This is a genomic window from Longispora urticae, assembly GCF_053902585.1.
Map to the genome: position 1 here is coordinate 1 of NZ_JAQZSH010000003.1, position 21,080 is coordinate 21,080.

Consider the following 21,080-nt stretch of genomic DNA (forward strand, 5'->3'; position numbering starts at 1 on the left):
AGGTCAACCTCACCAACGTCTACGTCAAGGCGTAGTTGACGGTGACCCTGGCGAGCGGCGTCTCCTCCGAGTAGGGGGCGCCGCACGCCGCGGGCGACCGGAGTTCTTCACCGGTCGCCCGCGGCATGCCAAGCTTCAACCCCGTTCCGCTCCGACCGGACGCCCGGGCAGGACCTTGGAAGGCCCCCAATGCTGCGGTATTTCATCAAGCGTTCACTGATCGCGGTGCTCACGCTCGCCGTCATCTCCGTGACGACCTTCTTGCTCTTCTTCGCCGGCTCCGCCAACCCGGCCGCCTCCATGTGTGGTGGCAAGGCCTGTGACGCGGCGAAGATCGAGCGGATCACGAAGGCGCTCGGCCTTGACCGGCCCTATCACGTCCAGTACTCCGAGTACATGACCGGCATCTTCACCGGCCGCACCATCGGCGACGGCGTCGACAAGATCGAGTGCCCCGCCCCGTGCTTCGGTGTTTCTTTCCGCAGCAACGAGCCGGTCTCGACGATCCTCGCCCGCGGTCTGCCGATCACGGCCAGCATCGCCATCGGCGGCGCTGTGATCTCGGTGCTGATGGGCGTCGGGCTGGGTGTGGCCTCTGCCCTCAAACGCGGCGGGTGGCTCGACAAGTTCTCCATCGGATTCGCCCTGACGGGCGCGTCCCTCCAGATCTTCTTCCTCGGCCTGATCCTGCAGATGGTCCTGGTGTACCAGCTCGGCTGGCTCCCCAGACCGGTGTACGTCAGCCCTGCTGAGGACTTCGGCGGCTGGTTGATGGGCATGCTGTTGCCGTGGATCACCCTCGGCTTCCTGAGCGCCGCGACCTACGCCCGTTTCTCCCGGGCCGAGATGCTCGAGATCCTCTCCGAGGACTTCGTCCGCACCGCCCGCGCCAAGGGCCTGGCCCCGCGTGACGTCAACATCAAGCACGCGCTGCGCGCCTCGCTCAGCTCCATCATCACGATCTTCGGCCTGCAGCTCGGTGGCCTGCTCGGTGGCGCCGTGATCACGGAGACCACGTTCGACATGGCCGGCGTCGGCAAGCTCGCGGTCAAGGCCGTCGGCGACGACAACCTGCCGATCGTCATGGCGACGGTGCTGCTCGCCGCCGTGTTCGTGGTGCTGTTCAACGTGATCGTCGACATGATGTACGCGGTCATCGACCCCCGCGTCAAGCTGGCCTGAGAGGAGTGACACCAATGGCTGACCAGAACCCGTACCTCCAGGTCAAGGACCTGCGAGTGCAGTTCAAGACCGAAGACGGCATCGTCAAGGCCGTCGACGGCGTGTCCTTCTCCGTCGAGCGCGGCAAGACGCTCGGCATCGTGGGCGAGTCCGGTTCCGGCAAGAGTGTGACGAGCCTGTCCATCATGGGCCTGCACAACCGCAAGCGGACCGCGATGACCGGTGAGGTCCTCGTCAACGGGCGCAACATCCTGAACCTGGAGGAGGAGAAGCTCCGCGAGCTGCGCGGCAAGCAGATCTCCATGATCTTCCAGGACCCGCTGTCGGCGCTGCACCCCTTCTACACGATCGGCCACCAGATCGTGGAGGCCTACCAGGTCCACCACAAGGTGAGCAAGAGCGAGGCGAAGAAGCGGGCCGTCGAGATGCTGGACCGGGTGGGTATCCCGCAGCCGGCGAAGCGGGCGGACCAGTACCCGCACGAGTTCTCCGGCGGTATGCGCCAGCGCGCCATGATCGCGATGTCCCTGGTGAACGACCCGAACCTGATCATCGCCGACGAGCCGACCACCGCGCTCGACGTGACGGTCCAGGCCCAGATCCTCGATCTGCTGCTGGACCTGCAGAAGGAGTTCAACTCCGCGATCATCATGATCACGCACGACCTGGGCGTCATCAGCCAGATCGCCGACGACGTCCTCGTGATGTACGGCGGCCGCGCCGTCGAGAAGGGCACCGCCGAGCAGGTTCTGCGGCGCCCGCAGCACCCGTACACGTGGGGCCTGCTCTCCAGCGTGCCGTCGCTGCACGGGGACGCCGGCGAGGATCTCGTCCCGATCAAGGGCAACCCGCCGTCGCTGATCAACCTGCCGTCGGGCTGCGCGTTCAACCCGCGCTGCCGGTACGCGATGCTGGGTGACGGCAAGCCCTGTGACATCGAGATCCCGCAGCTGCTCCAGGTGCAGGAGCGCGGTCACAGCGTCGCCTGCCACCTGCCGGAGCAGGAGCGGGCCGAGACCTACCAGCGCGACGTGGCACACACGGGAGTGGCGAAGTGACAACCATCGAGAACGGCGCCCCGGCGCCCGTCGTCCCGGCCTCCTCGGTGGAGCCGCTGCTCAAGGTCGAGAACCTGACCAAGCACTTCCCGGTGCGCGGTGGCTTCTTCGGCTCGAAGCAGGTCGTCAAGGCGGTCGACGGGGTCAGCTTCCACGTCAACGCGGGTGAGACCCTGGGTCTCGTCGGTGAGTCCGGCTGTGGCAAGACCACGACCGGCCGCATGCTGGTCCGGCTCCTCGAGTCGACCTCCGGCAAGATCACCTTCGAGGGCCGCGACATCACGCGGGTCGGCAACCAGGGCATGCGCTCCCTGCGCCAGGACATGCAGATCATCTTCCAGGACCCGTACTCGTCGCTGAACCCGCGGCACACGGTCGGCAAGATCATCGCCATGCCGCTCGAGGTCAACAACGTCAACCCGCCCGGTGGTGTGAAGAAGCGGGTGCAGGAGCTCCTCGAGATCGTCGGTCTGAACCCGGAGCACTACAACCGGTACCCGCACGAGTTCTCCGGCGGCCAGCGCCAGCGGATCGGCATCGCCCGGTCCCTCGCCCTCCGTCCGAAGATCATCGTCGCCGACGAGCCGGTCTCGGCCCTCGACGTGTCGATCCAGGCGCAGGTCATCAACCTGCTCCGGGACCTGCAGCGCGAGTTCAACCTGGCGTTCGTGTTCATCGCGCACGACCTCGCCGTCGTCCGGCACTTCTGCCAGCGGATCGGCGTGATGTACCTCGGCAAGATGGTCGAGATCGGCGAGCGCGAGGACATCTACAAGAACCCGTCCCACCCGTACACGAAGGCGCTGCTCTCCGCGGTGCCGGATGTGACCCGGTTGGGCGCGTCGAGCGGCCGCATCCTGCTCAAGGGTGACGTCCCGACCCCGCTGAACCCGCCCTCGGGCTGCCGGTTCCGCACCCGGTGCTGGAAGGCGCAGGAGATCTGCGCGACCGAGGAGCCGCAGCTGCTCCAGGTCGGCGGCCCGGCCCAGGCCGCGGCGTGCCACTTCCCGGAGGTCGAGCGGGTCTAGTCAGGCCTGATCGTGTGCCCCGGAGGCTTCGGCCTCCGGGGCACATGTCTTTTTCGACGGGTACCGGGCGTCCACCCTGGACCTTTCCGGGCCACGCCGCCCGGCCCCGGCGGTTAGCCTCACGGCATGGAGTTCCGGGTCCTCGGCACGGTCGAGGTCGTCGTCGACGGTGCGCCGGTCGAGCTGGCCGGCCGCAGGAGAGAACGCTGCCTGCTCGGCGTCCTGGTCCTGAACCTCGGCGCGACCGTCCCCTTCGGACGCCTGACCGATCTGCTGTGGGGCGAGCACCCGCCGGCCCGGCCCCGGGCCGCCCTCCAGGTGCTGGCCTCCCGGCTGCGCTCCGGACTCGCGGCGGCCGGCGCCGAACGGCACGGCGTCCGCCTGGTCACCCGGGCCGGCGGCTACGTCCTGGAGGGCGACCCCGAGCGGGTCGACGCCCACCGGTTCCGCCGGCTGTGCGACCGGGCGCGGACCGTCCCCGACCCGGCCGGCAGGCTCGCGCTGCTCCGCGAGGCCCTGGCCCTCTGGCAGGGGCCGCCCCTGGCCGACGCGGCCACCGAGCAGGTCCGCCGGGAAGTGCTGCCCGGGTGGGAGGAGCTGCGCCTGGCCGCCACCGAGGGGCGGCTCGACTGCCAGTTGTCCCTCGGCGGGGACGAAGACGTCGTGGACGAGCTGCGCGCGCTGGTGGTCGAGTACCCGCACCGGGAACGGCTCGTCGAACTCCTGATGCTCGGGCTGTACCGCGCGGGCCGCCGCCAGGACGCCCTCGCCGTGTACGACGCCGCGCGCCGGGAACTCGCCGAACGCGTCGGCCTGGACCCGACCCCCGCGCTCCGGGACCTGCACCGCGCGATCACGCACTCCGACCCGGCGCTGGACCTCGCACCCCGGGCGGTCGGCGCCCGGCCCGCCCAACTGCCGCCGGCCGTGCCGGACTTCACGGGGCGCGGCCACCAGCTCGACGCCCTCGACGGGTTGGCGGACCAGCCGGGCGCGGTGGTGATCAGTACCGTCGGCGGGGTGGGCGGGGTCGGCAAGACCGCCCTGGCGCTGCACTGGGCGCACCGGAGCAGGCACTCCTACCCGGACGCCAGCTGCACATCAACCTGCACGGCTACTCGACCTCCGCGCCGGTCACCGCGACCGAGGCGCTGAGCCGGTTCCTACGGGCCCTCGGCGTACCGCCCGAGCAGGTCCCGCCCGAGCTGGAGGAGGCGGCGGCGCTGTACCGCAGCCGGACCGCCGACCTGCGGCTGCTCGTGGTGCTCGACAACGCCCGGCACGCCGATCAGGTCCGCCCCCTGCTGCCCTCGGGCCCGGGCAGCCTCGCCCTGATCACCAGCCGGGACCGGTTGCCGGGCCTGACCGCCCGGGACGGGGCGCGCCGGCTCACCCTGGACATCCTGTCGCCGGCCGAGGCGGTGGACCTGCTGGTCGCGGTGATCGGTCCGGAGCGGGTGGCCGCGGAGCCGGAGGCCGCCGGCCGGCTGGTCGAGCTGTGCGGCCGGCTGCCGCTGGCGATCCGGATCACGGCGGCGCAACTGGCCGAGCGGCCGGGGCTGCGGCTCACCCGGCACGCGGCGGACCTGGCGGCCGGCGACCGGCTCGCCGCGCTGGCCCTGCCGGAGGACGACGACGCGTCGGTCCGGGTCGCGTTCGGGCACTCCTACACCGGGCTCAAGCCGGAGGCGGCCCGGCTGTTCCGGCTGCTGGCCCTGGTACCGGGGCCCGACTTCGGTGCCGGTGCGGCCGCCGCGGTCGGGGGCATCGGCCGGCCCGAGGCCACCCGGCTGCTGAACGCGCTGGTCACGGCGCACCTGATCGAGCCGCAGGGCGGTGACCGGTACGGCTTCCACGACCTGATGCGGTTGTACGCCGCCGACCAGCTCGTCGGCGACCCCGAACGCGGGTCCGCGGTCCGCCGGTTCTACCACTGGTACGTGGTGTCGGCCGACGCGGCGGCGTGGCGGCTGTCCCCGGAACGGTTGCACCTGCCGATCCCGGCGCACTTCAGCCCGTCGGAGCCGGTGGAGTTCGCCGACCGGGAGCGGGCCCTGGCATGGTGCGACGCGGAGCGCGACAGTTTCCACGCCGCGGTCACCGCCCCGCCGGAGGGGACCGACCCGGAGGCGGTGTGGCTGCTCGCCGAGGGCGTGCGGTACTACTTCCTCTTCCGGCTGTACATGGGGCCGGCACTGGAGATGGCGTACGCCGCGCTGGACGCCGCCCGGGACTGCCCCGACCCCCGGGTGCTGGCCGCGACGCACTACAGCGTGGCCACCCAGCTGATGGAGCGTGAGGACTTCGTCGGGGCCCGGACGCACTTCGACCGGGCGCTCGTCCTGGCCAGGGAGGGCGGCCTGACCACCGAACAGGCCGTGTACCTGCTGCGGGCCGGCACGAGCCTGCGGTACGACGGCAGGCTGGCGGAGTCGGCGCACCGGTTCGCTGAGGCGCTGCCGTTGTTCGCACTGAAGGACGAGGACCGCGACGGGTACGCGGTCACCCAGTGCCTGTTGGGTGACCTGTACCGCTACCTGGGCAGGTACCCCGAGGCGGAGGCCCTGATGACCGAGGGCATCGCGACGCTCGAGGAGCTGCGGCCGAACATGGCCGCCCTGAACGTCACGAACCTCGGCAGCATCCTTCTCGACCTGGGCCGCGACGCGGAGGCGCTGGCGCACTTCGAGGGGGTCGTCGAGGCCGCGCGAGCGATGGAGCACGTGTCCGCCGAACTGCAGGTGCTGCCCCGGTTGAGCTGCGCGCACCGCAGGCTCGGCCGGCCCGAGGAGGCGCGCCGGTTCGCGGAGGCCGCGCTGGAACTGTGCGAGCGCCTGCCTGCGGCGGCCATCGAGTCCGAGGCCCGGTCGGTCCTCGCCGTACTGCACGCCGAGTGCGGCGAGCCGGAGCGGGCGCTGGCCCACGCGTACGAGGCGGTCCGGCTGTGCGGCAAGCTCCCCGTCAGCGAGGCCAGGGCCCGCGCCGTCCTGGCCCGGGTGCTGCTGGCCACCGGCGACCGGGCGGCGGCTGCCGAGCAGGCCGCGCGCGCCGCCCGGGACAGCCGGGCCTACGGGTACCGGATCGCGCTGGCCCGGAGCCTCGCGGTACTCGGCGAGGCCACCGGGGACCCGGCACCTGCGGCGGAGAGCGCGGCGCTGCACGCCGAACTCGGGGTGCCCCACAACGACGTCTAGCCCGGCCGAGGCGTTCAGCCGGATCTGGCGCCCGCCGTACCCGGAAGAGGGGTCTATTCGAGGAAGGCCAGCTCCTCGGCGGTCAGGCGGAGCGCCCCGGCGGCCACGTTCTCGTCCAGGTGGTCGGGGTTGCCGGTGCCGGGAATGGCCAGCATGTGCGGGCCCCGGCTGAGGGTCCAGGCGATCCGGACCTGCGCGGCGGTCACCCTGCGGTCCCGGGCGACCGTGTCGATCCGGTCGTCGGGCAGCACACCGCCGGCCTCGCGCCCGTCGCCGGTGACCGCGAAGAACGGCACGAACGCGATGCCCTGCTCCTCGCAGGCGCGCAGCACGACGTCCCCGTTGCGCTTGTCGTGGCCGTACCTGTTCTGCACGCACACGACCGGGGCGATGGCCCGCGCCTGCGCGACGTGCTCGGCCCGGACGTTGGACAGCCCCAGGTGCCGGACCAGGCCGGCGTCGCGCAACTCGGCCATCGCGCCGAAGTGCTCGCTGATCGAGTCGAGGCCGTGCACCCGCAGGTTGACCAGGTCCAGATGATCCCGGCCGAGCTGACGCAGGTTCTCCTCGACCTGCCCGCGCAGCTGGTCGGGCCGGGCCAGGTCCAGCCACCCGCCGGCCGCGTCGCGCATCGGCCCGACCTTCGTGGCGATGACCAGGTCGTCGGCGTACGGGGCGAGGGCCCGGTTGATCAGCTCGTTGGCGGACCGGGTCGGCGAGAAGTAGAACGCCGCCGTGTCGATGTGGTTCACGCCCAGCTCGACGGCCCGGCGGAGCACCCGGATCGACCGGTCGCGGTCGCTGGGCGTGCCCAGGTCGAACGCCGCGCTGCCGGTCAGGCGCATGCCGCCGAAGCCGAGCCGGTGGACGGGGAGGTCGCCGAGGGTCCAGGTACCCGCTGCGGACGCGGTGATCTCAGGAGTCTGCACCGGCCGAATCTAGCCGCCGGGTGCCGGTGCGCGCAGCCCCGCCGGGTCCCGGCCCACGCGGCCCCGCCGAGCGGTACCCGTCAGAGGTTGAGCGCCCTTCTGAGGAAGTCGAGTTCCAGCGGGAGGGTGCCCAGGCCCATGTGGGTGGCCCCCACCAGCGGGATCACCGAGTGCGGCCGGCCCGCGGCGGTCAGCGCCGCCGAGAACTGGAGCGTGTGCGCCACGTGCACGTTGTCGTCGGCCAGGCCGTGGATCAGCAGCAGCGGGCGGGTCAGGGATTCGGCCTCGTCGAGGAGGCTGTGCCGGGCGTAGACCTCGGGCTGTTCCTCCGGCAGGCCCAGGTAGCGCTCCGTGAACGCCGTGTCCGTGAGCAGCCAGTCCGTGACCGGGGCGCCGGCGATCGCGGCGTGGAACACCTCGGGCCGGCGCAGCACGGCGGCGGCGGCCAGCCAACCGCCGAAGGACCAGCCCCGGATCGCGACCCGGTCCAGGTCCAGGTCGGGGTGCTTGGCGGCGAGCGCGGCGAGGGCGTCGCACTGGTCGGCGAGCGCGATGTCGGCCAACCGGTGGTGGATGATCTTCTCGTACTGCGGGGAGCAGCCCGGGGTGCCCCGCCCGTCGATCGTCACCACCGCGAACCCCTGCTCCGCCCACCACTGGCGCTCCTGCCAGAAGCCCCGCGCCGAGCGCACCATCTGCCCCGACGGGCCGCCGTAGCTGTTGACCAGCACCGGGAGGCGGCGCTGGCCGGTGACGTGCGCGGTCGGGTAGAGCACCGACGTCGGGATCTCCCGGTCGGTGACCCGGGCGAGCGCGGGACGGGCCGCATACGGGTACTCGGCGGCCAGGTTCTCGATCCCGTGCTCCCCGGTCGGGGTGACCACCGTCCACTCCGAGCGCGGGTGGTCGAGGGAGGTGGACACCCGCACGTACGTCGAGCCGGCCGCGAAGCCCGTGTGCCAGCCGGGCGCGGACGTCAACCGGCGCGGGGCCGTACTCGGGGCGAGGCTCACCAGGTAGAGGTGCTGTTCGCCGGGGTCGCCCTCGCTCGCGGCCACCAGCAGCCCGTCGTCGAGCAGGCCGCAGATCCGGCGCGGGTACAACGCGGGCGGGGTGAGCAGCGCGCCGTCCGCGAACAGGCAGCGCGCGTCCAGCCCGTCGCGGACCAGCTCGCCGGACAGCAGCACCCGGCCGTCGGGCAGCCGGGCCGGCGTACCGGGCACCGGCTCGACCCAGTGCGGGTCGGACAGCTCCGCGTGCACCTGGGTCTCGCCAGTCCGGGGATCGATCGTCAGGGCCAGGCCGTGCTGCTGGAGCCGGCGGAGCACCGTCACCAGCGGGCCGGCGGCACCCCACTCGGCGGCCACCAGGTACGGGTACGCCACCCGGTCCCAGTGCACGTCCACCCAGCCGCCGTCGAGGTCGAGGACGTGCAGCGAGACCTGTGCGTTGTCGCCGCCCGGCACGGGGTGGTGCTTCACCCGGGGCTCGGCGGTCGGGTCGGACGGGTCCGACAGCAGCCAGCGGGGCAGCCGGCTCTCGTCCACCCGGGCCACGAGCAGCCGCTCGCCGTCCGGGGCCCACCAGTAGCCCCGGGACCGGCCGAACTCCTCGGCGGCCGCGAACTCCGCGAGCCCCCAGGTCACCCGCTCCTCCCCGGCGAGCAGCACGTCCGTGCCGTCCGGGTGCAGAACCCGGAGCTGACCGTCCGTGACGTACGCGATCCGGCGGCCCGTCGGGTCCAGCCGGGGATCGGTGACCGGGCCCGCCGTGGCCAGCCGGACGACCTCGCCGGTGGTCAGGTCCGCGCGGAACAGCCGGCCCGAGAGCGCGTACACCGCGTGCCGGGTGTCGGCGTCCGTCGAGTACCCCCCGATGCCCTTCGCGGACAGCCGGAGCCGGTCGCGCAGGGCCGCCTCGGCGGGGGTCGGGGTGTCCTCGGTGACCCGCGGGCCGATCCGGCGCTCCGTACCCGCAGGTAGATCCATGATCCAGAGTTGGTCGTACGGATCAGTGGCGCCGGTCGATCTCAGGAAGACGACCCGGGAGCCGTCGGGGGAAACGGTGACGGCGCGCGGCGTGCCGCTGCTGAACCCGTGGGTCCGTGCGGCGAGCTCGGGAAAGTCCACCATACGGTCTAAAGTAGCCGAGTGACCTCCCGCAGCATCGTATTCGTGCACGCTCATCCCGACGACGAGACCATCGGCACCGGAGCCACCATGGCCCGATACGCCGCAGAGGGCGCGAACGTGACGCTGGTGACGTGTACGTTGGGTGAGGAAGGCGAGATCCACGTGCCCGAACTGGCCGGGCTCGCCGCTGCCGAAGCAGACCAGCTGGGCGGTTTCCGGGTCTCCGAGCTGACCGGGGCCTGCAGGGCGCTCGGCGTGTCGGACGTCCGGTTCCTGGGCGGCGCGGGCCGCTACCGCGACTCCGGAATGATGGACACCCCCGCGAACGGCCACCCGCGCGCGTTCTGGGGCGCGGACCTCGACGAGGCGGCCGCCCACCTGGTGAAGGTGTTCGAGGAGGTCCGGCCGCAGGTCGTCGTCACCTACGACGAGATCGGCTTCTACGGGCACCCCGACCACATCCAGGCACACCGGGTGACGATGCGGGCCGTCGAGCTCGCCGGCGACGCGGCCCCCGTGAAGGTGTACTGGACGGCCGTCCCCCGCAGCGTCATGGAGGCCGGCATCGCCGAGTTCTCCGCCTCCTCGGACAACCCGTTCGCGGGCGTGGAGAACGTCGACGACCTGCCCTTCGGTACGCCGGACGAGCAGATCGCGGCCCGGATCGACGCGACGGGGTACGCGGACGAGAAGATGACCGCCCTGCGCGCGCACGCCACCCAGGTCCCGCCCACCTCGTGGATGTTCTCGCTGGCCGCAGGGTCCGGGCCCGACATGATGGGCGTGGAGTACTACACCCTCCCGGTGGGGGAGAAGGGGCCCGGCGTGGGGCCCTACGGCTGGGAGAACGACCTGTTCGCGGGCGTTACCCTGTCCGGGTGACTTCCTTCGAGCGGCCCGGGGACGCGGGCCAGGCCGGCGAAGCGTCCGGCCAGCCCGCCGCGGTCGACGGCTACGGCCAGCCCGGGTCTTTCGACGTGCCGTGGGTGGTACCCGCCGACCCTGCCGCGCCCCGCTGGTGGCACCCCCTGCACGACGGGGCGATCGTGGTGCTGGCCTCCTGGCTGGCCGTGTTCTCCGCGACCGTCGAGGCGTTCTGGACCCCGTTCCGGGTGCTCGGGGTCCAGCTCCCGGTCGCCGCGGTCGGGGCCCTGCTGATCACCCCGTTCCTGGCCACCCTGACGTTCCGCCTGACCGGTCGGCGGCGCCTCTCCGTGGTCCCGCCGGTCCTGTGGCTGCTGACCGCCGTGTACTGGTCGACGACCCCGCGCGAGGGCGACCACGTCATCACCGGGGAGTGGACGGGGCTGGTCTACCTGCTGGCGGGCTCGGCGGCCGCCGCATATGGCGCGTACAAGGTCATGGTGCCCCCGGTGCCCCGCCGACCGGTTGAGCGGTACCCGGTGGATGCGGTATGAATTCCCGATGAGACAACGATGGATGCCGGTGGCCGCGCTCGCCGCCGCGCTTTTCGTCATCAACGCGGTGGCCCGGCTGATCGTGTGGAAGGCCGACATCGCGAAGGACACCGAACAGACCCGGATCGGCATGATCACGTTCGGGGCGATCTCGGTGCTGTGCGTCGCGGCGGCCGCCTGGTGGGCGCTCCGCTACCCGCTGGACCGGGTTGCCGCCGACCTGCTCGCCGCGGGCCTGACGGCCGCCGTGCTCTCGGTCGTCCTCGGCCCGCTGTTCAGCGGCAAGCCGGTGTTCGACGGCGGGTTCGGGATGGTCCTCGGCCAGCTCGTGCTGTACCTGGCGCTCGCCGGGCTCGGGGCCGGGCTCGGGATCCTGGGCGTGATCGCCGTCGGGCGGGACTGGAAGACCCGGGCCTGGAAGCGGCACGAGGAGTCGTTGAACGCCAAGCGGAACCGGGTGCGCTAGCCCCCTGGCTCCAGGTTCGCCAGCGCGTCCAGCTCGGCCTGGCCGCCCTTGAAGACGCTCCGGGTGACCCGGTCCGCCGGGATGCCCGGCACCTCGTCGCGGGCCGTCCACTGCCATAACAGCCAGTCCGACCAGCCGTCGGGCAGTTCCGTGGGCTCGGTGTTGCGGTACTGGGCCACCTGGAGCGGGTACCCGCCGAGCGCCGTCGCGCCCGCCAGGCAGTCGGTGACGAAGTACCGGTTCGTGTACACGATCGGCGGGCGGCCGAACGCCTCCCCGACCGCCCGCAGCCAGTCCAGCGCGTCGTCGACCGTCGCGTACGCGGGGCAGCTCCGCGCCTTCCAGTCCCATTCGAGGTCGAGGATCGGCGGCAGTTCCAGGGGGCCGTGGCCGGAGTAGCCGGCGTCGCGGAGTTCGCTGACGAAGAAGGCCGCCTGGGCGGTACCGGTGCCGGCGGTGCGGCCCAGGTAGAAGTGGTACGGCGCGACGGGCAGGCCGGCCGCCCGCGCCCCGTCGAAGTCGGGCCGGAACCACGGGTTCACGTACGCGGTGCCGTCGACCGGTGAGCCCTCGGTGGCCTTCACGGTGGCGAAGTCCACGCCCGCCTCGCGCACCCGGGGCCAGTCGATCGCCGCGCCCCAGGGGTGTTGCCAGCTCGCGATGTCGACACCGTCGACGGGGTACTGCTCCACGGGGCTGGCGATCCGCCCGGCTGCGAGGACGAGGGTCAACAGTACGTTGAACATCGCCCGATATTATCTCAGGAGTCCATTTTGCGGTGTATGTAATTATGATGGACTTCGAAGCCCAGACGTCCGTACAGCGCCACCGCAGGGTCGTTGCCCTCCTCCACCTGGAGGTACGCCCTGGTCGCGCCGACGCCGCGGCCCCAGTCGGACAGGGCCGCCACCAGGCGGGCCGCGTGACCCCGGCGGCGGTGCTCCGGCCGGACCTGGATCAGGGACAGCCCCAGCCAGCCGTCGGTGACCGCGCCCCGGCCGATCGCGGCCAGCTCGCCGTCGAGGACCAGGGAGGCGAAGACGACCAGCTCCGGGCCTGTCAGGATCGGGGCGGCGACCTCGGGGAGCGCGCCCTTGTGCCCGGCCATCATGGCGAGCCAGTCTGGGGCCGGGGCGGTGTCCAGCCGGATGTCCGGTCCGGCGTCCGGGGGCGTGGAGTCCGAAAGATCACGAACCATCACCAGGGTCGGCATGTACGCCACCCACCCCAGCCGCTCCAGCAGCCCGTCCGTCCGCCGGCCCAACGGCAACGGCACCGCGAACCGGGGCGTCAGCCCGCGCGCCACGTACCACTCCCGCACCCGTTCGACGGCCTCCTCCAGGGTGCCCCCGGGATCCCCCACGGCCAGCGCGCTGTTCGCCCGGTTCGTCCACCCGGCGCCGGCCCGCAGCAGCCAGTCGCCCAGCCGGCCGGTCTCCGGCGCGGGCCAGCCACCCGCCGCGGCGCGCTCCAGGGCGGCAATCTCGGAGTACTTCACGGGGCGCGGAGGTACTACCTTGGAAGCGGCGATCTCCGTCTTTTCCACCACGAGCAGCCCGCCATCCGTCCAGATGACGAGATGTTTGTCACGGACCTCCCGGAGCTCGCCGAGGACATCAGTAAACTGCGTCCCTGGCAACCTGCGGCGAATCACGACCCTCCGCCCAACATCGTCTTTCGAAAGCACGGTGCCCCTCCCGGTGGATTGCCCGCCGGGGACACCTTAGGCTTACTCGTCGGCGGGTAAAGCCGTGGATTCAGTGCGGAGAGGACGACCGTGACGTACATCATTGCCGAACCGTGTGTGGACGTGCTGGACAAGGCGTGCATTGAGGAATGCCCCGTGGACTGCATCTACGAGGGTGGCCGGATGCTCTACATCCACCCCGACGAGTGCGTCGACTGCGGTGCGTGCGAGCCGGTCTGCCCCGTCGAGGCCATCTTCTACGAGGACGACGTCCCCGACCAGTGGAAGACCACGTACACCCCGGCGAACTACGAGTTCTTCGAGGACCTGGGCTCCCCGGGCGGTGCCTCCAAGGTCGGCAAGATCGACAAGGACGCGGCCTTCATCGTGTCGCTCCCGCCGATGGGTGAGGGACACTGACCGTCTCGCAGGGGCTGCCCGAGTTTCCCTGGGACGTTCTGATCCCGTACCAGGAGAAGGCTCGGGCGCACCCGGGCGGGCTGGTCGACCTGTCGATCGGCACCCCCGTCGACCCGGTGCCCGACGTCATCCGTCAGGCCCTGGCCGACGCCTCCGACGCGCCCGGCTACCCGGTGACCACCGGCTCGCCGGCCCTCCGCGCGGCCCTGACCGACTGGGTCGGGCGGCGCTGCGAGTCCCCTGAGGGCTTCGACGTGCTGCCCACGATCGGTTCGAAGGAGCTGGTCGCCTGGCTGCCGACGCTGCTCGGGCTGGGCGCGGGCGACACGGTGATGATCCCGGAGCTGGCCTACCCGACCTACGAGATCGGGGTGAAGCTGGCCGGCGCGAAGCTGTTGCGCGCCGACTCGCTGACCGCCGCCGGTCCCGAGCGGGTGCGGCTGGTCTGGCTCAACTCCCCGTCGAACCCGACCGGCCGGGTGCTGCCCGAGGCGCACCTGCGCAAGGTCGTGACCTGGGCCCGCGAGCGCGGGGCCGTGGTGGTCAGCGACGAGTGCTACCTCGAACTCGGCTGGGAGACCCAGCCCCGGTCGATCCTGTCCGTCTGCGACGGGGACTACACGGGCGTGCTCGCCGTGCACTCGCTGTCCAAGCGTTCCAACCTCGCCGGGTACCGGGCCGGCTTCGTCGCCGGCGACCCCGCGATCGTCCGGGAGCTCCTCGCGGTCCGCAAGCACGCGGGCATGATCGTGCCGGCCCCGGTCCAGGCGGCCATGGTCGCGGCCCTGGGCGACGACGCGCACGTGACCGCCCAGCGCGACCTGTACGCCGCCCGCCGCGCGGTTCTCAAGCCGGCGCTGGAGCGGGCCGGGTTCCGGATCGACCACTCCGAGGCGGGGCTGTACCTCTGGGCGACCCGCGACGAGGACTGCTGGTCCACTCTGGACTGGTTCGCCGGCCACGGCATCCTGGTGGCCGCCGGCTCGACGTACGGCCCGACGGGCGACAAGCACGTCCGGGTCGCGCTGACCGGCACCGACGCCCAGTTCGCGGCCGTCGCCACCCGCCTGTCCTGAAGCACCCACCTCGTGTGCCGCCCCGCACTACCCTGGGCGGTATGACCGAACTGCACGTACTGCCCGACGCCGGCCAGGCCGGGACGTTCAGCTACCGGATCGACTACCGGCCCGCGTTCGCCCTGGCCACGCTCGTCCTCGGCCCCGAACAGTCGGTGAAGACCGAGTCGGGCGCGATGGTCAGCATGTCCGGGAACGTGGAGCTGACGTCCAAGATGGAGGGCGGGCTCTGGGGGGCCGTCAAGCGCGGGGTGGGCGGGCGCAGCGCGTTCGTGTCCACGTACACGGCGCGGGGCGGGCCCGGGGAACTGACCCTCGCGCCGGCCACCCCCGGGGACGTGGTGCCCCTGCACGTCGCGGGCGACACGTACAACGTGGCCGCGTCCTGCTACCTGGCCGCCGAGCCCGCGCTGGGCGTGGAGACGGGCTGGGGCGGCGCGCGCAGCTTCTTCGGCAGCGACAGCGCGTTCGTGCTCCAGGTCGGCGGCACGGGGGTGCTGCTGGTGACCGCGTTCGGGGCCCTGCACCGCCGGGTGCTCGCCCAGGGGGAGCGCTACGTCGTGGACACCGGGCACCTGGTGGCGTGGCACGCGGGGATGACATACACGATCAACAAGGCCACCAAGAGCGTGTTCCGGTCGCTGACCTCGGGGGAGGGGCTGGTGGCGACGTTCACCGGGCCGGGGACGCTCCTGATGCAGACCCGCAACATCGAGGCGCTGGCCGGGGTGCTGCGGCCGTTCTTCCCGAGCGGGAACAGCGGGTCGAGCGACTAGGCGGCGCGCGGGTTCCCGTACCCATAAAAAGGGTTCGGGCCGCCCCGGGGGACGGCCCGCCCGCCGTCAGTTGTGCGCGTGCAGCGCCTCGTTCAACGTGATCCCGCCGCCGGTGCGCGGCCGGGCCTCGACCGCCCCGGTGACCGAGTTGCGGATGTAGAGGATGCCGGACGAGCCGGACAGCTCCAGGGCCTTGACGGTCCTGCCGTCGGGCAGCGTCACCTTCGTGCCGGCCGTGACGTAGAGCCCGGCCTCCACGACGCAGTCGTCGCCCAGCGAGATGCCGATCCCGCCGTTGGCGCCGACCAGGCAGCGCTGGCCGATCGAGATGACCTGCTTGCCGCCCCCGGACAGGGTGCCCATGATCGAGGCGCCCGCGCCGATGTCGGAGCCGTCGCCGACCACGACGCCCATCACGATCCGGCCCTCGACCATCGAGGTGCCCAGGGTGCCGGCGTTGAAGTTCACGAAACCCTCGTGCATCACCGTGGTACCGGGCGCCAGGTGCGCGCCCAGCCGCACCCGGTCCGCGTCGCCGATCCGCACCCCGGACGGCACGACGTAGTCCACCATCCGCGGGAACTTGTCGACCGAGAACACGGTCAGGTGCGGCACGGTCAGGCGCAGCTCGTCGACCTTCTCCGGCAGCACCGGGCCCGCCGACGTCCAGGCGATGTTGGGCAGGATGCCGAAGATCCCCTCCAGGTTCGCCTGGTGCGGGGTGATCAGCCGGTGGGAGAGCAGGTGCAGCCGCAGGTACGCGTCGGCGGTGTCCTTCGGCGGTTCGGCCAGGCTCGCGGTCGCGGTGACCCGGACCCGGCGCATGCCCAACGGCCGGTCGCTCTCCGGCAGAGTGACGTCCTCGGGGGTGCCGAACCCGAGCTTCGGGAACCACACCTCCAGGACCTGGCCCTCGGCGGTGACGGTGGCGAGGCCGACGCCCCACGCGGTCTCATTCAGGAATTCGCTGCTCACGACGGGCTAGTCTACGGGGGTGCTGACCGATGACCTGCTCGCAGACCCGGTGGCGTTGACCCGCGCCCTCGTCGATATCCCGTCCGTCTCCGGCGACGAGAGAGAAATTGCGGACCAGGTGGAGGCGGCGCTGAAAAAACCGCACCTCACGGTCAGCAGACTGGGTAACACGGTGATGGCACGCACCGAACTCGGCCGCGACACCCGTGTCGTGCTCGCCGGGCACCTGGACACCGTCCCGCACGCCGACAACTTCCCGTCCCGGCTCGACGGCGACCTGATGTGGGGCTGCGGCACGTCCGACATGAAGTCCGGCACCGCCATCGCCCTGCACCTCGCCGCCACGCTGACCGCCCCGATCCACGACGTGACGTACTTCTTCTACGACTGCGAGGAGATCGAGGCCGAGCGCAACGGGCTCAACGTGATCGCCCGGGAGCGCCCCGAGTGGCTGGCGGCGGACTTCGCGGTCCTGCTGGAGCCGACGTACGGGCTGGTCGAGGCCGGTTGCCAGGGCACCATGCGGGTCAGGGTCAGCACGAAGGGGCGGCGCGCGCACTCCGCCCGGTCCTGGCTCGGCGTCAACGCGATCCACGGGATGGGCGAGGTGCTCCGCCGCCTGGAGGCGTACGAGGCCCGGTCGGTCGTGCTCGACGGCTGCGAGTACCGGGAGGGGCTGAACGCGGTCCTGATCTCCGGCGGGGTGGCCGGCAACGTCGTACCCGACGAGTGCGTGGTCACGGTCAACTTCCGGTTCGCGCCCGACCGCGACGAGCGGGGCGCGCTCGCCCACCTGCACGAGGTGTTCGACGGCTTCGAGATCGAACTGACCGACTCCGCGCCGGGCGCGCTGCCCGGGCTGACCACGCCGGCCGTGGCCGACTTCATCGCCCTGGTGGGCCAGCAGCCCCGGGCCAAGCTCGGCTGGACGGACGTGGCCCGGTTCGCGACGCTCGGGGTGCCCGCCGTGAACTTCGGCCCGGGCGACCCGAACCTCGCGCACAAGCGCGACGAGAACGTCGAGATCCCGAAGATCATCGACGGCGCCGCTCTGCTCCGGAACTGGCTGGGTAAGGAAAAATGACAAACTCACACAAAGGCCCCGAACGCCACCGGGGCCCGGTCACTCTGCGCCGCGCCGCGGCCGACCAGGTCGTCACCGCCGACCAGCGCCTCCTCGACTCCCGGGGCCGGCAGGACTGGCGGGTCGGCGACGCGTGGCGGGCACTGCGGATCCAGGCCGAGTTCGTCGAGGGCTTCGACACCCTCTCCGACCTGCCCCCGGCCGTCAGCGTGTTCGGCTCCGCGCGCAGCAAGCCCGACAGCCCCGAGTGCGTGATGGCCGAGGAACTGGGCGCGGCGCTGGCCCGCGCCGGGTACGCGGTCGTCACCGGCGGCGGCCCCGGCGTCATGGAGGCGGCCAACAAGGGCTGCTCCGAGGCCGGCGGGCTGTCCGTCGGGCTCGGCATCGAACTGCCCTTCGAGCAGGGGCTCAACGAGTGGTGCGACATCGGGATCGACTTCCGGTACTTCTTCGCCCGCAAGGTGATGTTCCTGAAGTACGCGCAGGCGTTCGTCGTCCTGCCCGGCGGCTTCGGCACCCTCGACGAACTCTTCGAGTCCCTGACCCTGGTCCAGACGCACAAGGTCACCGAGTTCCCGGTCGTCCTGATGGGCGTCGACTACTGGTCCGGCCTCCTCGACTGGCTGCGCTCCTCGATGCTTGGCGACGGCAAGATCAGCCCCGCTGACCTGGACCTCATCCACCTCACCGACGACGTGGGCGACGCCGTGCGGCACATCCTCGCCGCGGGAGGGTAGCCGGATGGCCGCGATCTGCGTGTTCTGCGCGTCCTCGACGACCCTTTCTGCCGAGTTCCTCTCCTTGGCCACGGAGACCGGGGCCGCGCTCGCCCGCGCCGGACACGTCCTCGTCTCCGGCGGCGGCCGGGTCGGCATGATGGGCGCCGTCGCCACCGGGGCGCGCGCGGCCGGCGGGCACACCGTCGGCATCATCCCGCGCCAGCTCCAGAGCCTGGAGGTCTCCGACGTCGACGCCGACGAGCTGGTGGTCACCGAGACGATGGCCGACCGCAAGACCGAGATGATCGACCGCTCGGACGCCTTCCTGGTCCTGCCCGGCGGCCTCGGTACCCTCGACGAGCTCTTCGAGGTCTGGACCACCGCCGGCCTGGGCCTGCACCCCAAACCGATCATCCTGGTCAACGCCGGCGGCTTCTACGACGGCCTGCTCGCCTGGCTCGACCGCACCGTCGCCGCGAACATGGTCCGGGGCGAGGCGCTGAAGGCCATCACGGTCGTCGGCGACCTGGACGCGGCGCTGGCGCTGTTGTGAGTGCTGTGTTCGGGGCCCGGGTTCCTCTAGCATCAGCCGTATGAGCCAGCTTCTGCTCCTTCTCGTGGTGGCGCTCGTCGCCGGTGGCATCGTCTTCGGGGTCGCCGCCCTGATGACCGGCTCAGACCCGGGCCTCGCGGACGTGGACCCCGACGGCCGCGCCGTGCCGCTGCCCGGCGACCGGCCGCTCGCCGAGCCCGACCTGTCCCAGCTGCGCTTCGACACTGGCCTGCGGGGGTACCGGCCCGACCAGGTCGACGCGGCCATCGAGCGGCTCAGCTACGACGTCGGCTACAAGCAGGAGCTGATCAGCGTCCTGGAGTCGGAGGTGTCGGCGCTGCGGGCCGGGCGGCAGGGGGATGCCGACGCCCTGCGGGACGCGCGGCGGCAGTCCTCGGTTTCCGCGGGCGGCGGGGCGGTCGCGGTGGCCCCTCCCGTCGAGGAGGCCCCTCCCGTCGAGGAGGCCCCGGAATCGGCTGCGCTCTCGCCTTCGGCGGACAACCAGGAGCCGACGGGTACCGCCGGGGAGGTCGCCCCGGACTCTCCCGCCGAGGAGGCGTCCGACGCCTCCGGGCCGGTCGGGACCCCGAAGACCGACGCGTAGCTCCGGCGCTGAGCCCCGGCGGGGCGGTTGCCCGGGAATGTCAGACCCGTCCTCTACGGTCGGGGCATGACTTCTCTGGTTGTCGGCGACGACGGTCACGCCCGGTGCCACTGGGCCTACTCGGCACCCGAATACCTGGACTACCACGACACCGAGTGGGGCCAGGTCATCCGGGGCGACGAGCAGATGTACGAGCGACTGACCCTCGAAGCCTTCCAGTCGGGCCTGTCCTGGATCACGATCCTGCGCAAGCGCCCCGCCTTCCGGGCCGCGTTCGTCGACTTCTCGCTGGAGAAGGTCGCCGAGTTCACCCCCGAGGACGTCGACCGGCTGATGGCCGACACCGGCATCGTCCGCAACCGGGCGAAGATCGAGGCGGCGGTCAACAACGCCCGCGCGGCTCTGGAGCTGCCCGACGGGCTGTCAGCGCTGCTGTGGAGCTTCGCGGTGGACCCGCCCCGGGCCCGGCCCGCGACCGGGGCGGATGTCCCGGCGATCACGCCGGAGTCGACGGCGATGGCGAAGGCGCTGAAGAAGGTCGGGTTCAAGTTCTTCGGGCCCACGACGGCGTATGCGCTGATGCAGGCCACCGGGATGACGAACGACCACCTGGCGGGCTGTCAGCGCCCGGGCTGAGGCGGGCCGCTCTGGCGGGCTGTCAGCGCCTGGGTCGAGGCGGACCATCGGGGCTGGCGGGCTGGCGGGCTGCCGGCCGGGCGGCCGGATCGGGCGGGAGTGGTGCTTCGGGCGCGGCCGTAAGTCGACGTGACCGGCCAGATCGAGGCCTGCCCGTGGAGTGCCGGGCGGCGTCTGCCGGGTGGTCGCGCTGGTGGTGGATCGGGCCGTGCCTGGTCCGCGACGGCGTCCGTGCCCGGTCCGCGACGGCGGCCGGGCCGTCCGGGTGGGTGGCCGGGGCTTCGTCCGTGCCCGGTTCGGGAAGGCGGCCCGGGCGGGTGTGCGGGGCCCTGTTCGGTCGGGACTTGATCGACTGGATTTCGGGCAGGCCTAGAGTGGGGGCATGCGTTCCTGGTTGGTGAGTGTCGACCTGCCGATCGAGGCGGAGACCCCGGCGGAGGCCGTCGAGCAGTTCTGGGCGTTCCTCCGCGAGCTCGGCCCCGCGGAGCTGCCGGTCTTCGTGTCGCCGTCCGACGACGAGCTCGCCATGGCCGCCTACGTGTCAGGCGTCGAGGTCAACCTCGACCCCGAGGAGGAGTAGCCGTGCCGCAGGTCAAGATCTACGCCCGGGACACCCACCTGGCGTCCGCCCGCGCGGAGCTGTCCGACACCGTGCACTCGTGCATCGTCGACGGCCTGTCGATGCCGGAGTCGAAGAAGTTCCAGCGGTTCATCCCGTTGGCCGCCGAGGACTTCGTGTACCCGGAGCCGCGCACCGACCGGTACACCATCATCGAGGTGTCGATGTTCGAGGGTCGGACGGTCGAGGCCAAGAAGACGCTGATCAGGCTGCTGTTCGAGCGGCTCGGGGAGCGGTGCGGGCTGGCGCCGGACGACGTGGAGATCACCATCTTCGAGACGCCGCAGAACCACTGGGGGATCCGGGGCGTGCCGGGCGACGAACTCGCCCTGACCTACCCGGTCAACGTCTGACCCACCCGGCCCGGGTCCTTCCGGGCTGACCGACCCGGCTCAGACTCTTCCGGGTTGACCTGCCCGGGTCGGGCACGTTCCGGGGTTGACCCACCCGGCCCGGGTCCTTCCGGGCTGACCTGCCCGGCCCAGACCCTCCCGGGACCTGCCCGGGTCGGGCACGTCCCGGGG

At 71.9% G+C, this 21,080-nt stretch carries 22 protein-coding genes and 2 pseudogenes; 18 read left to right on the forward strand and 6 right to left on the reverse strand.

Features of this window, described 5'->3' with window-relative positions; all coding sequences use genetic code 11:
- Positions 1 to 189 precede the first annotated feature (189 nt).
- The 5 genes from PT931_RS01575 (at position 190) to PT931_RS01595 (ending at position 6,462) form a co-directional block, all read left to right on the forward strand.
- Positions 190 to 1,182, forward strand: a complete 993-nt coding sequence (locus tag PT931_RS01575) for an ABC transporter permease (RefSeq protein WP_456243916.1) — start codon at positions 190 to 192, stop codon at positions 1,180 to 1,182.
- 14 nt (positions 1,183 to 1,196) lie between these two features.
- The gene (locus PT931_RS01580; protein WP_456243917.1) at positions 1,197 to 2,240 is read left to right on the forward strand and encodes an ABC transporter ATP-binding protein; all 1,044 of its coding nucleotides are present in this window, start codon (positions 1,197 to 1,199) and stop codon (positions 2,238 to 2,240) included.
- On the forward strand, positions 2,237 to 3,268 hold the full coding sequence (locus tag PT931_RS01585) for an ABC transporter ATP-binding protein (RefSeq protein WP_456243918.1): 1,032 nt from the start codon (positions 2,237 to 2,239) through the stop codon (positions 3,266 to 3,268). The genes PT931_RS01580 and PT931_RS01585 overlap by 4 nt, the downstream gene beginning before the upstream one ends.
- A gap of 126 nt (positions 3,269 to 3,394) precedes the next feature.
- Entirely contained in the window at positions 3,395 to 4,423 is a 1,029-nt protein-coding gene (locus PT931_RS01590; RefSeq protein WP_456243919.1) for an AfsR/SARP family transcriptional regulator, read from the forward strand.
- A gap of 107 nt (positions 4,424 to 4,530) precedes the next feature.
- Entirely contained in the window at positions 4,531 to 6,462 is a 1,932-nt protein-coding gene (locus PT931_RS01595) for a tetratricopeptide repeat protein (RefSeq protein WP_456243920.1), read from the forward strand.
- A gap of 53 nt (positions 6,463 to 6,515) precedes the next feature.
- On the opposite strand, the gene PT931_RS01600 is transcribed toward PT931_RS01595, so the two are convergent.
- Together PT931_RS01600 and PT931_RS01605 are read right to left on the reverse strand one after the other, a co-directional pair.
- Entirely contained in the window at positions 6,516 to 7,391 is an 876-nt protein-coding gene (locus PT931_RS01600) for an aldo/keto reductase (protein WP_456243921.1), read from the reverse strand.
- A gap of 80 nt (positions 7,392 to 7,471) precedes the next feature.
- Positions 7,472 to 9,520 carry a prolyl oligopeptidase family serine peptidase gene (locus tag PT931_RS01605; RefSeq protein ID WP_456244064.1) on the reverse strand — a complete coding sequence of 683 codons (2,049 nt, stop codon included), beginning with the start codon at positions 9,518 to 9,520 and terminating at the stop codon, positions 7,472 to 7,474.
- 21 nt (positions 9,521 to 9,541) lie between these two features.
- Here PT931_RS01605 and mshB point away from each other — a divergent pair, with 21 nt between their 5' ends.
- From mshB to PT931_RS01620, 3 genes are read left to right on the forward strand one after another with little or no spacing between them, the layout of a single operon-like run.
- Positions 9,542 to 10,405 (forward strand): N-acetyl-1-D-myo-inositol-2-amino-2-deoxy-alpha-D-glucopyranoside deacetylase, encoded by an 864-nt coding sequence (gene mshB, locus PT931_RS01610; protein ID WP_456243922.1) that lies wholly within the window; start codon positions 9,542 to 9,544, stop codon positions 10,403 to 10,405.
- The gene (locus PT931_RS01615) at positions 10,402 to 10,941 is read left to right on the forward strand and encodes a DUF6113 family protein (protein WP_456243923.1); all 540 of its coding nucleotides are present in this window, start codon (positions 10,402 to 10,404) and stop codon (positions 10,939 to 10,941) included. The genes mshB and PT931_RS01615 overlap by 4 nt, the downstream gene beginning before the upstream one ends.
- Positions 10,942 to 10,948: 7 nt before the next feature.
- Positions 10,949 to 11,407: a hypothetical protein gene (locus tag PT931_RS01620; protein WP_456243924.1), complete on the forward strand. Its 459-nt coding sequence runs from the start codon at positions 10,949 to 10,951 to the stop codon at positions 11,405 to 11,407.
- On the opposite strand, the gene PT931_RS01625 is transcribed toward PT931_RS01620, so the two are convergent.
- From PT931_RS01625 to PT931_RS01635, 3 genes and pseudogenes are all read right to left on the reverse strand, one after another.
- Positions 11,404 to 12,153, reverse strand: a complete 750-nt coding sequence (locus PT931_RS01625) for a glycoside hydrolase family 25 protein (RefSeq protein WP_456243925.1) — start codon at positions 12,151 to 12,153, stop codon at positions 11,404 to 11,406. The genes PT931_RS01620 and PT931_RS01625 overlap by 4 nt on opposite strands.
- Before the next feature lie 14 nt (positions 12,154 to 12,167).
- Entirely contained in the window at positions 12,168 to 12,905 is a 738-nt protein-coding gene (locus PT931_RS01630; protein ID WP_456244065.1) for a GNAT family N-acetyltransferase, read from the reverse strand.
- A gap of 30 nt (positions 12,906 to 12,935) precedes the next feature.
- A pseudogene (locus PT931_RS01635) lies at positions 12,936 to 13,094 on the reverse strand (putative acetyltransferase); the annotation flags it as partial.
- A 90-nt stretch (positions 13,095 to 13,184) separates the two neighbouring features.
- On the opposite strand from PT931_RS01635, the gene fdxA reads away from it, so the two are divergent.
- Genes fdxA through PT931_RS01650 form a run of 3 tightly spaced genes read left to right on the forward strand, consistent with a single transcriptional unit; the run spans position 13,185 to position 15,366 of the window.
- Positions 13,185 to 13,514 carry a ferredoxin gene (gene fdxA, locus PT931_RS01640; protein WP_363730311.1) on the forward strand — a complete coding sequence of 110 codons (330 nt, stop codon included), beginning with the start codon at positions 13,185 to 13,187 and terminating at the stop codon, positions 13,512 to 13,514.
- Positions 13,511 to 14,590 carry a succinyldiaminopimelate transaminase gene (gene dapC, locus PT931_RS01645; protein WP_456244066.1) on the forward strand — a complete coding sequence of 360 codons (1,080 nt, stop codon included), beginning with the start codon at positions 13,511 to 13,513 and terminating at the stop codon, positions 14,588 to 14,590. Before fdxA ends, dapC begins: the two co-directional genes overlap by 4 nt.
- Positions 14,591 to 14,631: 41 nt before the next feature.
- Complete coding sequence (locus PT931_RS01650; RefSeq protein WP_456243926.1) at positions 14,632 to 15,366, forward strand: TIGR00266 family protein; 735 nt, start codon at positions 14,632 to 14,634, stop codon at positions 15,364 to 15,366.
- A gap of 66 nt (positions 15,367 to 15,432) precedes the next feature.
- Here the strand turns inward: PT931_RS01650 and dapD are convergent, their stop codons facing one another.
- Positions 15,433 to 16,341, reverse strand: coding sequence for a 2,3,4,5-tetrahydropyridine-2,6-dicarboxylate N-succinyltransferase (gene dapD, locus PT931_RS01655; RefSeq protein WP_456243927.1), 909 nt, complete (start codon positions 16,339 to 16,341; stop codon positions 15,433 to 15,435).
- 19 nt (positions 16,342 to 16,360) lie between these two features.
- Here dapD and dapE point away from each other — a divergent pair, with 19 nt between their 5' ends.
- From dapE to PT931_RS01690, 7 genes and pseudogenes are all read left to right on the forward strand, one after another.
- Positions 16,361 to 17,425, forward strand: coding sequence for a succinyl-diaminopimelate desuccinylase (gene dapE / locus PT931_RS01660; RefSeq protein WP_456243928.1), 1,065 nt, complete (start codon positions 16,361 to 16,363; stop codon positions 17,423 to 17,425).
- Positions 17,422 to 18,162, forward strand: a complete 741-nt coding sequence (locus PT931_RS01665) for an LOG family protein (RefSeq protein WP_456243929.1) — start codon at positions 17,422 to 17,424, stop codon at positions 18,160 to 18,162. Before dapE ends, PT931_RS01665 begins: the two co-directional genes overlap by 4 nt.
- A 4-nt stretch (positions 18,163 to 18,166) precedes the next feature.
- Positions 18,167 to 18,697 carry an LOG family protein gene (locus tag PT931_RS01670; RefSeq protein WP_456243930.1) on the forward strand — a complete coding sequence of 177 codons (531 nt, stop codon included), beginning with the start codon at positions 18,167 to 18,169 and terminating at the stop codon, positions 18,695 to 18,697.
- A 40-nt stretch (positions 18,698 to 18,737) separates the two neighbouring features.
- Complete coding sequence (locus tag PT931_RS01675) at positions 18,738 to 19,301, forward strand: DivIVA domain-containing protein (RefSeq protein ID WP_456243931.1); 564 nt, start codon at positions 18,738 to 18,740, stop codon at positions 19,299 to 19,301.
- Positions 19,302 to 19,367: 66 nt separating this feature from the next.
- Positions 19,368 to 19,937, forward strand: a complete 570-nt coding sequence (locus tag PT931_RS01680) for a DNA-3-methyladenine glycosylase I (RefSeq protein WP_456243932.1) — start codon at positions 19,368 to 19,370, stop codon at positions 19,935 to 19,937.
- 391 nt (positions 19,938 to 20,328) lie between these two features.
- A pseudogene (locus PT931_RS01685) lies at positions 20,329 to 20,517 on the forward strand (hypothetical protein); the annotation flags it as partial.
- 2 nt (positions 20,518 to 20,519) lie between these two features.
- Entirely contained in the window at positions 20,520 to 20,909 is a 390-nt protein-coding gene (locus tag PT931_RS01690; RefSeq protein ID WP_456243933.1) for a tautomerase family protein, read from the forward strand.
- The last annotated feature ends 171 nt before the right edge of the window (positions 20,910 to 21,080 follow it).